General features: G+C 72.6%; 10 protein-coding genes. 4 read left to right on the top strand and 6 right to left on the bottom strand.

Annotated features, from left to right (window positions below; all coding sequences use genetic code 11):
* The first annotated feature begins 137 nt into the window (after positions 1-137).
* Positions 138-1244 (top strand): hypothetical protein, encoded by a 1107-nt coding sequence (locus tag QBL25_RS30530; protein ID WP_409060152.1) that lies wholly within the window; start codon positions 138-140, stop codon positions 1242-1244.
* 76 nt (positions 1245-1320) lie between these two features.
* Here QBL25_RS30530 and pabB read toward each other — a convergent pair whose 3' ends face one another.
* Both pabB and QBL25_RS30520 read right to left on the bottom strand, forming a co-directional pair.
* Complete coding sequence (gene pabB / locus QBL25_RS30525) at positions 1321-3465, bottom strand: aminodeoxychorismate synthase component I (protein WP_409060151.1); 2145 nt, start codon at positions 3463-3465, stop codon at positions 1321-1323.
* A gap of 79 nt (positions 3466-3544) precedes the next feature.
* On the bottom strand, positions 3545-4297 hold the full coding sequence (locus tag QBL25_RS30520; RefSeq protein WP_409060150.1) for a methyltransferase domain-containing protein: 753 nt from the start codon (positions 4295-4297) through the stop codon (positions 3545-3547).
* A 352-nt stretch (positions 4298-4649) separates the two neighbouring features.
* On the opposite strand from QBL25_RS30520, the gene QBL25_RS30515 reads away from it, so the two are divergent.
* Positions 4650-6578 carry a helix-turn-helix domain-containing protein gene (locus QBL25_RS30515; RefSeq protein WP_409060149.1) on the top strand — a complete coding sequence of 643 codons (1929 nt, stop codon included), beginning with the start codon at positions 4650-4652 and terminating at the stop codon, positions 6576-6578.
* A gap of 21 nt (positions 6579-6599) precedes the next feature.
* On the opposite strand, the gene QBL25_RS30510 is transcribed toward QBL25_RS30515, so the two are convergent.
* On the bottom strand, positions 6600-7868 hold the full coding sequence (locus QBL25_RS30510; RefSeq protein ID WP_409060148.1) for an IS701 family transposase: 1269 nt from the start codon (positions 7866-7868) through the stop codon (positions 6600-6602).
* 284 nt (positions 7869-8152) lie between these two features.
* Here QBL25_RS30510 and QBL25_RS30505 point away from each other — a divergent pair, with 284 nt between their 5' ends.
* Both QBL25_RS30505 and QBL25_RS30500 read left to right on the top strand, forming a co-directional pair.
* Positions 8153-8401, top strand: a complete 249-nt coding sequence (locus tag QBL25_RS30505) for a CopG family transcriptional regulator (protein WP_409060147.1) — start codon at positions 8153-8155, stop codon at positions 8399-8401.
* Positions 8398-8814, top strand: coding sequence for a PIN domain-containing protein (locus QBL25_RS30500; protein WP_409060146.1), 417 nt, complete (start codon positions 8398-8400; stop codon positions 8812-8814). The genes QBL25_RS30505 and QBL25_RS30500 overlap by 4 nt, the downstream gene beginning before the upstream one ends.
* A gap of 68 nt (positions 8815-8882) precedes the next feature.
* On the opposite strand, the gene QBL25_RS30495 is transcribed toward QBL25_RS30500, so the two are convergent.
* The 3 genes from QBL25_RS30495 to QBL25_RS30485 all read right to left on the bottom strand — a co-directional run bounded on the left by QBL25_RS30495 (position 8883) and on the right by QBL25_RS30485 (position 14780).
* A complete protein-coding gene (locus QBL25_RS30495) occupies positions 8883-10250 on the bottom strand; it encodes a class I SAM-dependent RNA methyltransferase (protein WP_409060145.1) in 1368 nt (455 codons plus the stop codon).
* Between the two features lie 113 nt (positions 10251-10363).
* Positions 10364-12442: an APC family permease gene (locus tag QBL25_RS30490; RefSeq protein ID WP_409060144.1), complete on the bottom strand. Its 2079-nt coding sequence runs from the start codon at positions 12440-12442 to the stop codon at positions 10364-10366.
* Between the two features lie 61 nt (positions 12443-12503).
* Complete coding sequence (locus QBL25_RS30485) at positions 12504-14780, bottom strand: MMPL family transporter (protein ID WP_409060143.1); 2277 nt, start codon at positions 14778-14780, stop codon at positions 12504-12506.
* Positions 14781-14961: the final 181 nt, after the last annotated feature.

Below are 14961 nucleotides of genomic sequence, written 5' to 3'. Positions count from 1 at the left end.
TCCGGTCACGCGATTGGCCCCCGGGGGACGCGCCTGCCTACCGTCGGCGCAATGGCTCTGCACCACCGAACCCACGGAACGAGAAACCCATGGGCAGCACATCGTCCCGGCCCCGGGCCGATGCCGAGGAGACGAGGATGACGGCCGACCCGCTCAGGCAACTGCGTGCGGAGGGCCTGTCCTTGTGGCTCGAGGGCGTCGACGGCCGGCAGATCGAGGACGGCGTCCTCGACCACGCGGTCGACGTCCACGGGGTCACCGGCGTGACCTGCGCCCCGGCGGACGGTCCCGGCGACCTCGGTCGCGTCGGCTCCCGGCAGGACCGGCTCAGCGTCGGCGGTGCGGCCGCGTTCGGCGCGGCGCCCGCCGAGGCCGCGCGCACGGTGACCGCGCGCGTGGCCCGCGCCGGGTGCGAGGCGCTGCTGCCGGTGTGGTCGGCGAGCCGCGGCGCCGAGGGCCTGGCCTGCGTGCCCGTGGGCCACACCCTGGACGCGCGGGCGGCGCTCGCGGAGGCGCGCTGGCTGCACTGGACGGTGGACCGGCCCAATCTGCTGGCCGGGCTGCCCGCCGACCCGGTGGGCGTGGGCACGATGGGCGACTGCCTCGCCGAGGGCATCGGGGTGGCGGTGGGGCCGGTGTTCGGCGCCGAGCAGTACCTCCGGGTCGTCGAGGCCTGGCTGCTCGGTCTGGAGCGGGCCCGCGACGCCGGACTGTCCTTGGCCTCGATCCCGGTCGCCGTCCATGTCCCCGTCGGCGCGATCGAGGAGGCGGCGCGGCCCTTGCTCGCCGCGCACTCCGGGCTCGCCGCGCAGGGCCTGGACCACCGGGTGGGCATCGCCGTGGCCCGGCTCGTGTTCAGCGCCTACGAACAGGTCCTGGACACCCCGCGCTGGCACGACCTGGTGCGGTCGGGCGCCCGCCCGCACCGGCTGGTGTGGTCGGTGGACACCGGGCGGGCCGCGCGGCTCGCGGGCGGCCTGATCGCCGAGGGGACGGCACAGTCGCTGACCGCCGAGGGGCTTTCGCTGCTGTCCCGGGCGGTGGTGCCCATGGAGGGCGACACCCTGTCGGGCCGGGCCGCCGCCGCCCGCACCGACCTGGAGCTGCTGGCGGACCTGGGCGTGGAATGGCCGCGCATGGCCGAGGAGTTGGGCCACGAGGCCCCGCTCCAACGGCACGAGGCCTGGCACGCCCTGGTGGACGAGGTCGCGCGGGCCATGGAACAGGCGGGCCGCCCCGGCTGAGCGAGCGATGCCGCGGCGACGTCGGGGTGCGGTCAGGACGCGTACGCGCGGGGGTCAGGCCCCGTAAGGGCCGAGGTCAGCCCGCGACCGGGGTCAGCGTGCCGACGCGGCCCGGGAAACCGGCGTCGGTGAGGCCGAGCAGCGGGGCCGACTTCACCGCGGTCTCCTCGAACTCGTCCGCCGGGTCGGACAGCGCCACGATCGCGCCGCCGATCCCGTACGCGGCCCGTCCCGGTGTCAGGACCAGGGTCCGGATCACCACGCTCAGGTCGGCCGCCCCCGACAGCGAGAAGTAGCCGACGGCGCCCGAGTACACGCCGCGCGGACCGGCTTCGAGGCGGTCGATGAGCTGCATGGTGCGCAGCTTCGGCGCCCCCGTCATCGAACCGCCGGGGAACGCGGAGCGCACGCAGTCGACGGCCGTCAGCCCGGGCCTGAGCCGCGCCCGCACCGTGCTGACCAGCTGGTGCACGCTGGCGTAGGTCTCCACGCGGAAGATGTCGTCGGCCTCCACGGACCCGGTCTCGGCGCACCGCCCCAGATCGTTGCGGACCAGGTCGACGATCATCAGGTTCTCCGAGCGGTCCTTCTCGCACGCCGCGAGTTCCCGGCTGATCCGCGCGTCCTCGACGGGGTCGGCGCCGCGCGGCCGGGTGCCCTTGATGGGCCGGGACTCGGCGTACCCGTCGGCGTCGATCCGCAGGAACCGTTCGGGCGAGGTGCTGAGGACCGAGACGTCGCCGAAGCCGAGCAGCGCGCCGAACGGCGCGGGGTGCGAGCGCCGCAGCGCCCGGTAGGTCTCCCACGGGTCGGGCGAGCCGTCGGCCTCGGCCAGGTTCGTGAGGCACACCTCGTACGTCTCACCGGCCGCGATCTCGTCCTGGCACTCCTCGATGAGGGCGAGGTAGCGGTCCCGGTCGTGGCGCAGGCGCAGGCCGGTGAGCGGCTCCTGCGGCCGGGGGGCGTCGAGCGCGCGGCCGGCCAGGGCGCGCAGCCGTTCGGTGGTGTCGTGCAGCCAGGCGCGGGCCGCCCGTTCGTCGCCGTCCTCGGCGAGCGCGAGGAGGTAGGTCGTCCCGGTGTGGTGGTCGAGCACCACGGCCCGGTCGGCGAACACCATCACGGCGTCGGGCTGCTCGGCGCGGTGCGCCGCCTCGCCGCCGCACTGCGCCTTGAGTTCGTAGCCGAGGTAACCGACCCAGCCGAGCGCGAACGCGAAGGGCAGCTCGGGGAGTTGCACGTCGACGCCGCGGAGGTCGCGGTCGATCCAGTCGAGGAAGTGCTCGGCGACGAGCTGCTCGGCCGGGCCGCCGGCCCCGGACACGGTGACGGTGCCGCTGGCGACGTCGGCGGTCGCGACCCGGGCCAGCGGTCCCGCGGCGTCACCGAGGAAGGAGAACCGTCCCGTGCTGTCGGAGCGGCTGCTGTCCAGCCAGAACGTGTGCTCCGACCCGCGGAACAGGGCGTCGAAGACCACCTCGTCGTCCCAGCGCGTGGTGAGGAAGTCGGTGAGCACGCGCAGTTGACGGCGGGGGGCCGGTTCGGCGACGGACGGAGTGGCGACGGGCGCGGCGGCCGGGGCGGCGGTCCGGGCGGGGCGGAGGCCCGGACGGCGCAGTCCGTTCCCGGAGCGGGCGTGGTGCTCGTGGTGCTCCGTCACCAGCCGCCGAAAGCCGCGCAGCAGCTCGTGGCCGTACGTGGTGCGGATCGACTCGGGGTGGAACTGCACCCCCCAGCGCGGCAGTTCGCGGTGCGCGATGCCCATCACCGTGCCGTCGTCGCTCCACGCGGTGGCCACCAGCTCGTCCGGCAGATCGGTGACGGCCAGCGAGTGGTAGCGCACCACCTCGAACGGCGAGGGCAGCCCCGCGAACAGCCCCGTCCCGTCGTGCCGCACCGGCGAGGTCCTGCCGTGCCGGGGCTCCGCCGCCCGCACCACCCGCCCGCCGTGGGCGCGGGCCAGGCCCTGGTGCCCCAGGCAGATGCCGAGGACCGGCAGGTCGCCGTGGTCCAGGACGTCCTGGCAGAGCCCGAAGTCGGCCCGCCGCTCGGGGGTGCCGGGCCCCGGCGAGAGCACCACGGCGTCGAAGCCGTCGAGCAGTTCGGGGCTCCAGCGCGCCTCGTCGTTGCGCAGCACGACCGGTTCGACGCCGGTCACCTCCGCGATCTGGTGGAAGAGGTTGTAGGTGAACGAGTCGTAGTTGTCGACCAGAAGCGTGCGCACGGGGACCTCGCTTGGGGGGCGTCGGGTGGTCGGATGCGGCCGGCAGGGCCCGGACCGCGGCGGAGCGGTGCGAGGGCGCTCAGCGCACGGCCGGGACGATCTCCAGGAGCAGGTGCTCGACCTGGAGCTCGCCCTCGGGCACGAACTGCGAGCGCAGCGTGCGCAGTTCACGTCCTTCCCGGGCGGCCATGGAGTACAGCTCGTCGAGGTCGCCGCGCGAGCTGAAGTGCAGCAGCGCCGAGCCCCCGGGCGTGAGCCGCTCCCCGACGCCCGCGAGGAAGCGCCGGTGGGCGGCGTAACCGGGGTCGACGTAGGCCGCGTCGTGCGCGCTGCCGTAGGTGTGACCGGCCGGCGCGAGGACGTAGTTGGAGCTCCAGAAGACCAGGTCGAAGCGCTCGGCGGGGTCGAGCCCCTCGAACATGTCGCTGTACACGGCCTCGACCCGGTCGGCCACGCCGTGCCGGGCGGCGTTGAGCCGGGCGTTCTCCACGGCCTGCGGGTTGATGTCCGAGGCGACCACGCGCTCGCAGCCGGCCAGGGCGCCGGTCACCGCGATCATGCCGGTTCCGCAGCCGATCTCCAGGAGGGAGCCGCCGCGGGGCGCGAGCACCTCTTCGGTCCAGCCGAGGAAGTCGAGTCCGACCTGGGTCGACGGCGAGTAGATGGGGGCGAAGACGTCGTCGAGCAGGTCCCAGGTGCGTCCGCGCAGGTCGAAGGTGCGGGGGCGGTCGGCACGGGTGCGGGACATGGCGCTGCGGGCCAACGACCGCTCGTAGTCCCGGACTTCGTGACCGGCATTGAGCGATTCGGCGACGATCTGGCTCTGCTGCATGGCTGGTGATCCCCCCTGGTTGACACCTCTGCGGTGGTTTCCGCCGCTCCCGTGAGAGCCCCGCGTGAGTTCCGCGGGAGTCCCGTGGGGAGCGACCGGATGCCGAGGAGTCTCTTTCCGGGGTGGCCCGGCACGGAAGGTGACCGGTCAACACACCACAGTGGTCAAGGCGGTGCCGTGGCCACTGCTCGGGCACCAAAGCAGTCCAAGCGGTGACAAAACAATGCGGGTATCCGGAGGGTGCAGATCCGTTCATGCATACGCAGCGTTAGCAATTGACCATGCACAGGCACGTCGCTTAGATTCCGAGCAGTCTCAGCCCGTGAGCCACCTTTGACCCGGAGGACGAGCCTTGACACTGGACTCAGTCCCCACCCAGGCCGCCGCCCTGACCGTGCTCGAACTCCTGGCCAAGGAAGCACCCGCGTCCGCGTACGACGAACTCGCCGCATCGGCACGTCGGGCGGGCGCGTCGGAGGCGGAACTGGACGAGTTGCGCGCGGCGTTGGACCTGGGGCTCGCGGTGCGGGCGCAGCTGGGTCGGCGCCAGCAGCGCGAGGCGGGACTCTCCGCGCTGGTCGACACCGCGCGGGACCTCACGCTCCCGTACGACCTCGACACCCTGCTCAAGGTGATCACCCGGCGCGCCCGGCTGCTGCTCAACCTCGACATGGCCTACATCAGCTTCCACGACGACGAGGCCGGCGACAGTTACGTTCGCACGGCCGACGGGCACGCCACCGCGCTGACGGTCGGCTTCCGGGTGCCGCGCGAGGGCGGCCTCGGGGCCGCGGCGCGGCAGAACACCGCGCCGTTCTGGACCCATGACTACATGGCCGACGAGCGCATCACCCACCACCCGGTGATCGACGAGGTGGTCCGCGCGGAGGGGCTGCACGCCATCCTCGCCGTGCCGCTGCGGCACCGCGACACGTCGTACGGCGTGCTGTACTCCGCCGACCGCGACGTCCGCCACTTCACCCCGGGCGAGATAGCCCTGATGTCCTCGCTCGGCGACCTCGCCACGGTCGCCATCGAGAAGGCGCGGGTGCTCAACCAGGCCCAGCTGGACATCGCGGACCTGGAGCAGTACGGCGCCCGGGCCAAGTCCGAACTGGCCGCGGCCCACCGCGTCAACGGCATCCACCGCCGCATGATCGACCTGCTCCTTGAAGGCTCCGGCCTCGGCGCGCTGACCGAGCTTGCCGCGGAGTCGCTGGGCGGCACGGTCGCCGTGCTCGACCTCGGCAGCCGCACCCTCGCCGCCACCGGCGACCTGCCCGCGGAGGACCTCGCCGAGGTGGCGGGCGCCACCCTGGAGGCCCAGGTGGCGCAGGAACCCATCCAGCTCACCGACACCGGCTGGCTCGCCCCGGTCACGGCGGGCACCGAACGCCTCGGCTCGCTGCTCCTGCACGCCACCAGCGCGCTGTCCCCCACCGACCTCGGTCTGCTCCAGCTCACCGCGGGCACGACGGGCGTGCTGCTCCTGATGCAGCGCAACACCGCGGTGGCCGAGAGCCAGGTGCGCGACGAGTTCTTCGACGCGCTGCTCAACCCCGCACAGCGCCCGCTGCCCCAACTGCGCGACCGGGCCCGCGGCCTGGGCCTCGACCTGGAGCGCGCGTACACCGCCGTGGTCATCCGGCCCGAGGGCGGCTCGCAGGGCCGCGCCGTGGTCTGGGCCTCGTCGTACGCCCTGCGCTTCGGCGGGCTCTCGCGGGTGCGCGGCGGCTGCATCGTGCTGCTGCTGCCCTCCGAGGACCCCGGAGCCACCGCCCGGCAGATCTCCCGCGAACTGACGCCCCTGCTCGGCCATCCCGTGACGGTGGGCGCGGCGGGCCCGTCCACCCGCATCGAGGACATCGAGCCGACGTACGCGGAGGCGGTCCGCTGCCTCAACGCCCTGAGCGCGCTCGGCGGCAGCGGATCGACCGCTTCGGCGCGCGAGCTGGGCTTCCTGGGCCTGCTGCTCGGCGACCGGCACAGCGTGGGCGACTACATCAGCCAGGCCATCGGCCCGGTCATCGACTACGACACCCATCGTTTCACCAACCTCGTGCAGACCCTGGAGGCGTACTTCCGGTCGGGCAGCAGTCCCACGTACGCCGCCGAGTCCCTGCACGTCCACCCGAACACCGTCTCGCGCCGCCTGGAACGCATCACCGCCCTGCTCGGCGAGGACTGGCAGGAACCTTCCCGCGCCCTCGAAGTGCAGCTGGCGCTGCGCCTGCACCGCACCCGAGAGACGCTCAACCCGGAGGCGGACGAGGACCAGTAAGGGGCGTTCACCGCGCGCCCCTCAGGCCGAGCAGCGCCGGGCTGCCGACGCGTACCCGCCGAAGCCCGTGGCGGCGGCGAGCCCCTGCCCGCCGCCCCCGCCTCCCGCGAACACGGGGGCGCCGGACCACGCTCCGCCGGCCGCGGCCATGCGCTCGGTCTGCCGGACCTCGGACTGCCGGGCGTTGAGCGCGGCGGCCGCGTGGGCGGCGGACGCGAGGGTGACGTGCCGGTGCCAGCCCTGGAAGGAACGCCCCTCGAAGTCGCGCATGCCGACCCGGTCGGACTGGTCGGTGGCGCCGGACTCGATACGGCGGGACAGGTGGGCGAGCCGCATCAGGAGGGCCGGCGGGGCGGTGACCATGTCGGTCAGCCAGTACCGCTCGGGCCGCCGCCGGGCGTCCGTCCACTCGCCGACGAGCAGCAGCGGCCTGCGGGTCCGGGTGCGGCGGCGGGGCCCCGCGGCGGGCTCGGGCAGCTCCACCCGCAGCGCGGCGACGAAGCCGGTGTGCACGGAGCGGTCGCCCCGGTCCTCGTACCGCACCGGGCGCCGCAGCGCCCCGGCGACGTCGACGACATGGCCCGCGGTGCTCACCTCGGCGGCGGCGCCCGGCAGTTGAGGGTCGGTCACCTGGACCGGCGTCCCCGGCGCCACCTCCATCAGGAACGGTAGCCCGGCGGCGGCGAGATGGGCGGGAACGGTCTCGGCGCCCCCCTCGACGGCGTCCACCACGACCGGCAGCCGCGGCAGGGTGCGGGTCTCGGCGAGGTCGAGGACCGCGCGGGCCGCGCAGCCGGCGAGCGTGGTCTCGTCCGGCAGGTGCAGCGCCCAGCTGACCGGGACGCTCGTCTCCTCCGAGACGGCCCACATGCCGAAGGCCTGCTGCCCGGTGACCATGTGCCCCGACCCGGCGTCGAAGCGCCGCTCGACGCCCACCGAGTGCGCCCCCGACTTCGGGATGACCATGGGCTTGACGACCCACGCCCGGAGGTTGAGCAGCGCGTCGAGCTGGGCCGCGAGATTGACGCGGACGGGACGCCAGTCCCAGGTGGAGCACGAGATGAAGTGGTGCAGGCTCTGCTCCCCCGCGGGCATCCCGGCGTGCGCGGCGATGTTCCGCATGGTCTTGCGCCCCCGGGCCGTGAGCAGGCCCCGCACGTACAGCTCGGCCTTGCGCCGCTGGTCGGCCCGCGGCAGCGGCTCGAACACCCCTTGGCACAGCGCGCTCACCGCGTCCCGGCCCGCCCGGCTGCTCTGCGGGCGCGTGAACTGTACGAGTTGCGGGCCCATGGACCTCGCCCTCCCCCTGGGTCGGTGGCGTCTGCGTGACCCTGAGCCTCCCGCAACGCGCCCCACCCCACGAGGTCCCGCCGACACACACCACCCCCCAAGCGGTGGTGCCCCCACCACCACCCCCCACCCAAACCCCCCGCGATCCCCCCGGAACCCCCACCGGGGGGGTGTGCCCGGCACACACCCCCCAGCGGAAACCAGCCCAGAACGGACACGAGCATCGCCGCCCGACGACACGCTTCCCCCCTCATCGAAGTAGGATGCGCGGTAGGATAGGTGGCATGAGTGAGGCCACCGGCAAGTACTCGATCACGATGCCCCGTGACATCGCGGAGGCCGCTCGCGCTCGCGGCGGGCCCTCGGGCCTGTCCGCCTATGTCGCCGCCGCCGTCGCCCGGCAGATCGAGCGCGACAACCTCAACGAACTCATCACCGTCGCCGAGGCCGAACACGGCGCCATCACCGAGGGCGAGATCCAGGCCCTGCGCGATCAACTCCACCAGGCGCGGGGCGGGACGAACGCCGCGTGACCCGCTCCCCCGCCGCCGCACCGGGCGGCACCCTCGTCCTGGACAGCGAAGGGCTGGCCAAGGCCGTACTGCGTGACCGCACGGTCACCGCGTGGCTGGCCCTCGCCCGCGCCGACGACCTGCGGGTGATCACGTCCGCGGCCACCCTCGTCGAGGTGGTCCACCCCCGGATCAATCGCCCCGCCCTGGAATGGACTCTGTCCCGCCTTGTCGTCGAGCCGGTCACCGAGGAGATCGCCCGCCTCGCCGGGACCCTGCTCGCCGATGCCGGACTCCACGGCCACAAGTACGCCATCGACGCCATGCTCGCCGCCACCGCGCTGGCCGCGCCGGGGCCCACCACGGTCCTCACCTCGGACCCGGAGGACATCGCCGCCCTGTGCGGTACCCGCGCCACCGCCGTCAAGATCTGAGCGGCGAGCCGCCCCGCGCAGCCTCCTCCTGCCACGCGGAACGAGCACACACCGCCCGGACCCGCGCCTCAGGCCCCCTTGGAAGCCGGCTCCAAAATCGCCACGCACTCCACGTGATGCGTCATCGGGAACAAGTCGAACGCCCGCAGTGACCGCACCCGGTAGCCGCCCTCGCGGAAGTAGCCCAGGTCTCGGGCCAGGGCCGCCGGGTCGCAGGCCACGTAGGCGATGCGGCGGGCGCCCAGGCCCATCAGGTGCTTCACCGTCTGCTTGCCGGCGCCCGCGCGGGGCGGGTCCAGGACGATGAGGTCGACCTCCGTGATGCCGGTGCGCGGCAGAGCGGCCTCGACCTTGCCCTGCTCGATGCGGACGCGGTCGAAGGCGGCCAGGTTGTGGCGCGCGTCCTCGACCGCCCGCTTGCCGGACTCGATGCCGAGCACCGCGCCCTGGTCGCCGACGCGGTCCGCGATGGCGCCCGCGAAGAGGCCGACTCCGCAGTAGAGGTCAAGGGCCGTCTCGCCCTTGCGCGGGGTCAGGCCCTGCATGACGGCGAGCATCAGGGTCTCGGCGGCCTTCGGGTGGACCTGCCAGAAGCCGCCGTTGCCGACGCGGTAGGTGCGGTTGTCGGCGCGCTCGCGGACGAAGGGGCGGCCGTGGACGCGGTGCACGCCGCCGTCCTGCTCGGCGATGCGCAGGACCGAGACCGGCTTGTCCAGCTCCACCAGGGGCAGGCGCGCGCCCGGCTTCGGTTCCAGGATGACCTGGCGGTCCTGGGAGCCCGTGGCGGCGATCGCCTCGACGGAGGCCATGCCGGCCCAGTCGTGCTTCTCGATGCCCAGCTCGGAGACCCCGGGGGCGGCGATCATGCAGTGCTCGATCGGCTCGACCTCGTGCGAGCGGTGGCGGCGCAGGCCCGCGTTGCCGTCGGCGTCGACCGCGTACTGGACGCGCGTGCGCCAGGCCGGGACCTCGCCCGGGGGCAGCTTGTCGCCCTCGGCCGGGACCACCGTGCCGTCCCAGCCGGCCTCCTCGGGGGTCAGACCCGCGAGGCGCTGGAGCTGCTCGGTGATGACCTCGCCCTTGAGGCGGCGCTGGGCGCCCGGCTTGGCGTGCTGCCAGTCGCAGCCGCCGCAGCGGCCCGGGCCCGCGTACGGGCAGGGGGCATCGACACGGTCCTTGGAGGGATCGAGGACCGTCACCGCGTCCGCGCGCAGGAAGCGGGACTCCTCGTCGCCGTCCGTCACGCGCGCGATGACCTTCTCACCGGGGAGCGTGTGGCGCACGAACAGCACCCGGCCCTCGGCCGTGCGGGCGACGCAGTGGCCGCCGTGCGCGACGGGGCCCACCTCGACCTCGAACTCCTGTCCGACGAGGGAGGCCGCCTGGGCGCCCTCCTTCGCGTTCCCCGCCTGCGATTTCTTCGGTTCTGCCTGCATGGCGGGGTGACTCCACAACGTCAAAGGGGATCGGCCGAAGGCAACGGCCGGACAACAGCCCACCAGTCTACGTGGGTGTCGTCCGGCCGCTCACCAACCGCCCGGGGCAAGGGCTAACCCTTGCTCCCGCCGCCGTTGCCGTTGCCGTTGCCGTTGCTCGGTTCCTTCGTGCGCTTCTCCACCGGTCCCCGCCGCACGGCGCCCGGCGCGTTCCACTCCGACCGCTTCCTGGCCCGCTTCTTCGCGGCCTCGGAGGAGTCGAGCTGGTAGGGGACGGACGTCACCATCACGCCCGGCGTGAAGAGCAGCCGCCCCTTGAGCCGCAGGGCGCTCTGGTTGTGCAGCAGGTGCTCGTACCAGTGGCCCACCACGTACTCCGGGATGATCACGCTGACCACGTCGCGCGGGCTCTCCTTGCGCAGGCCCTTGACGTACTCGATGATCGGCCGCGTGATCTCGCGGTAGGGCGAGTCGAGGATCTTCAGCGGGACGTGGATGCCGCGCCGCTCCCACTCGGCCCGCAGGGCCTTGGTCTCCGCCGGGTCCACGTTGATGCTGAGCGCTTCGAGCGTGTCCGAGCGCATCAGCTTGGCGTAGGCCAGGGCCCGCAGCGTCGGGCGGTGGATCTTGGAGACCAGGACGATGGAGTGCACGCGCGAGGGGCGCACGCTGTCCTCGGACGGGGTGTCCGGGGCGGCGATCTCCTCGGCGACGCGGTCGTAGTGGCGGCGGATCGCGGACATCGTCGCGTAGAAGATCACCATGCCGAGCAGGGCGACCCAGGCGCCGTGCGTGAACTTCGTGACGAGTACGACGATCAGGACCATGCCGGTGAAGAAGGCGCCGAAGGTGTTGATCGCCCGCGAGCGGATCATGTGGCGCCGCTTGGCCTGGTCCCTCTCCTTGCGCAGATGGCGGTTCCAGTGCCGGACCATGCCGATCTGGCTGAGCGTGAAGGAGACGAAGACGCCGACGATGTAGAGCTGGATCAGCCGGGTCGAGTCCGCGCCGTAGATGACGACGAGCAGGGCCGCGGCGCCCGCGAGGAGCACGATGCCGTTGGAGAAGGCGAGCCGGTCGCCGCGGGTGTGCAGCTGACGCGGCAGGTAGCGGTCCTGGGCGAGGATCGAGCCGAGCAGCGGGAAGCCGTTGTACGCCGTGTTGGCCGCGAGGAAGAGGACGAGCGCGGTGGCGGCCGCGAGCACGATGAACAGGAAGCTGCCGCTGCCGAAGACGGCCTCGGCGACCTGCGAGATCACCGGGTTCTGCACGTAGTCCGAGCCGACCGGCACCCCGTTGTGGAAGAGGTCCTTGCCCGGGTACTCGGCCATGCGGACCTTGGTCGTCATGGCGAGCGCGATGATGCCGCAGAACATGGTGACGGCGAGCGCGCCCATCAGGGCCAGGGTGCTCGCCGCGTTCTTGCTCTTGGGCTTGCGGAAGGCAGGGACGCCGTTGCTGATCGCCTCGACGCCGGTGAGCGCCGCACAGCCGGAGGAGAAGGCCCGCAGGAGCAGGAACACGAGCGCGAAGCCCGCGAGACCGCCGTGCTCGGGCTTGATCTCGTAGTCCGCGGTGGGCGCCTTCATCGTCTCGTCGAGGACGATGCCCCGGAAGGCACCCCACGCGATCATGAGGAAGACGCCGACGACGAAGACGTACGTCGGGATGGCGAAGAGCTTCCCGGACTCCTTCACGCCGCGCAGGTTCATCACCGTGAGGAGCACGATGACGGCGACGGCGCAGAGCACCTTGTGCTCGACGACGAACGGGATCGCCGAGCCGAGGTTCTCGATGCCCGAGGAGATCGACACCGCGACGGTCAGGACGTAGTCGACGAGCAGCGCGCTCGCGACGGTGAGTCCGGCCTTGGGACCGAGGTTGGTGTTGGCGACCTCGTAGTCGCCGCCGCCGCTCGGATAGGCGTGCACGTTCTGCCGGTACGACGCGACGACGGTGAACATCAGCACGACGACCGCGACGGCGATCCAGGGGCTGAAGTGGTACGCCGACACACCCGCGATCGAGAGGACCAGAAGGACCTCTCCCGGTGCATAGGCCACGGAGGACAGCGGGTCGGACGCGAACACGGGTAGAGCGATGCGCTTCGGCAGGAGGGTTTCTCCGAGCCGGTCGCTGCGCAGTGCGCGCCCGATGAGGATCCGTTTGGGCACGTCGGTCAGTTTGGACACGCAGAGGATCGTAAGCGTTCGAATGGGTGCCCGCCCACCCACCACCCCCTAACGGCGCCGGTTACCCACGACGCGCCGCCGGGGAGTCCGCCCGATGCCCGGAAAGCGGACGCGGTACGTCGCCCTCCGGTGCCCCCGCCGCCACCCGCGCCCCGTACCGCTCGGACGCCCGCTGTTCCGCGCGGCGGACGGCGCGGGACGGCCACCAGGTGGCACGGCCGAGGAGCAGCAGCGCCGCCGGCAGGATCATGACGCGGATCACGAACGCGTCGAGCAGGACGGCCACCGCGAGGACGAAGCCCATCTGCTTCATCTCCAGGATGTGCAGCAGCACGAAGCTCGCGAAGACGGTGACCATGACGATCGCGGCACTGGTGACGACCTTCGCGGAGGAGCCGATGCCCTCGACGACGGCCTGCCGGGTGGGTACGCCGTTCAGCGCGGCCTCCCGGATCCTGCTGACCACGAAGACCTGGTAGTCCATCGAGAGCCCGAAGAGGATCACGAAGAGGAAGAGCGGCACCCGCGAGGAGATCCCGCCGAGCGAGACGAACGAGAGCAGTTCCTCGGCCCACTCCCCCTGGAAGACCAGGACGAGCAGCCCGAGCGCGGACGCGGCGGACAGCAGGTTGAGCACGATGCCGAGCAGTCCGAGCACGATCGAGCGGAACGCGACGACCGTCATGGCGAAGGTCATCAGGAGCAGGAAGCCGAGGACGAGCGGCAGCTTCCGGTTCTGGTGCTCCACGTAGTCCGTGCCGCGCGGCACCTCGCCGGTGACGGCGGTCTCGACGCCGGGCAGCTTGCCGACGGTGGCGGGCAGGTGGTCCTGGCGCAGGTGGTCGAGGGTGGCGACGGCCCGGTCGGAGTACGTGGCGTGCGGGGCGTTCAGCTCCAGGGTGGTGGTCCTGCGGTCCGTGGAGGTACGGATGAGCGGCTCCGCCGAGGGGTGCGAGAACAGCGGGTCGGCCGCCGCCCTGCGGTCCAGGGCGCGCAGGGCCTCCCGCACCTCCCCGGCCCGTGCGGCCTCCGCGCGCACCACGACCTGGTGCCGGACGCGCTGCTCGGGGAAGGCGTCGAGCAGCCGGTCGTACCCCCGCATCGCCGGTATGTCGCGCGAGAAGCTGTCGCGCGCCGGGTCCTTGAGCGTCATGCCCAGCGCGGGCAGCGCAAGGCCCAGCATGACCAGGACCGAGAGGCACAGGGTGAGCGCGGGGCGCCTGCGGGCGGGCGCGAGCAGGGCGTTCCAGACGCGGCCCGGCTCCTTCTCGCCGTACGTCCGGACGGGCTTGCCCTGCGCGAGGCGCTTCGCCGCGCGGCGCTCCGCGCGCCGCCCGAGCTTGACGAGGAGGGCGGGCAGCACCGTGACCGAGCTGACCACGGCGACGGCCACGACCAGGATCGTCCCGGTGGCCAGCGAGTCGAAGATGACGTCACCCGCGAGGTACAGCGCGGCGGTGGAGACGATGACCGCGAGTCCGGAGACCACGATCGCGCGGCCCGCCGTCGCGGCGGCGGCCTCGACCAGCGCCTCCGAGCTGAGCCGGCCGCCCGCGCGGGCCCGCTCCTCGCGCTCGCGCTTGAGGTAGAAGAGCGTGTAGTCGACGCCGACGGCCATGCCGATGAGCAGGATCATGTTCATCCCGACGCCGGTGTCGGGCAGCAGGTGCGAGGCCAGCATCGCCAGGCCCATGGTCGCCATGATCGAGGTGACGGCGAGGAGTAGCGGCACGCCGACCATCACCACCGAGCCGAACACCAGGGCGAGCGTGATGAGCGTGACGGGCAGGGTGACCATCTCGGAGAACGCGAGGTCCTCGCCGCGCTGGTCGTTGACGCCCTTGCTCACCGATGCGGCGCCGGTTTCCTCGATCATCAGCTCCGGGTGGGCCTTTTGGGCCTTCTCGGTCTGGGCCTGAAGCGGAATGACGTTCTTCTTGCCGTCCTGGTCGGGGCCGTTCAGCTCCACCTGGACCCGCAGCACCCGCCCGTCCGCCGATGCCACCGGCGCCGCCACCGAGGCGACCTCGGGCAGGGCCTTCATGCGGGCGGTGACGTCCTTGACCGCGGCCGCGGCGGCCTTCTCGTCCAGCGGCCCTGACCCGGCGCGGATCAGCACCTGTTCCGTGGGCCGCAGCTGGACGCCGCCCTCGGTCGCGAGGGCCTCGGCGCGGCCCGCCTCGCCGACGCGGTAGTCCTGCGAGGTCGCGCCGTTCATGCCCGCGGCGATGCCACCCCCCAGGCACAGGACCACGAACACCAGCCAGCCGATGACCGCGCGCCCCGGATGCAGCGCGCTCCATCTCGCCACGCGCACCGTGACCGATCGCTCCCTCATGACCATCCCCGCCCCTCCACGCTCTCCGGCCCTCAATGGGCCTCCATGTGTAAGTCGAGACTGACAGGTGAAGGAACAGGCCGTCAACTGTCATTCATGACTGCGAGCGAGAGGATTGACAGTGGATCCCGTCATGCGTAAGTCTTGGCTGACAGGTTTCGGGACCAGCGAGAAGACCAGC

It is taken from the genome of Streptomyces sp. SYP-A7185, assembly GCF_046103685.1.
Taxonomy (GTDB): Bacteria; Actinomycetota; Actinomycetes; order Streptomycetales; family Streptomycetaceae; genus Streptomyces.
Note: the sequence above shows the minus strand (reverse complement) of the source record. Positions and strands in the feature narration are given on the sequence as shown.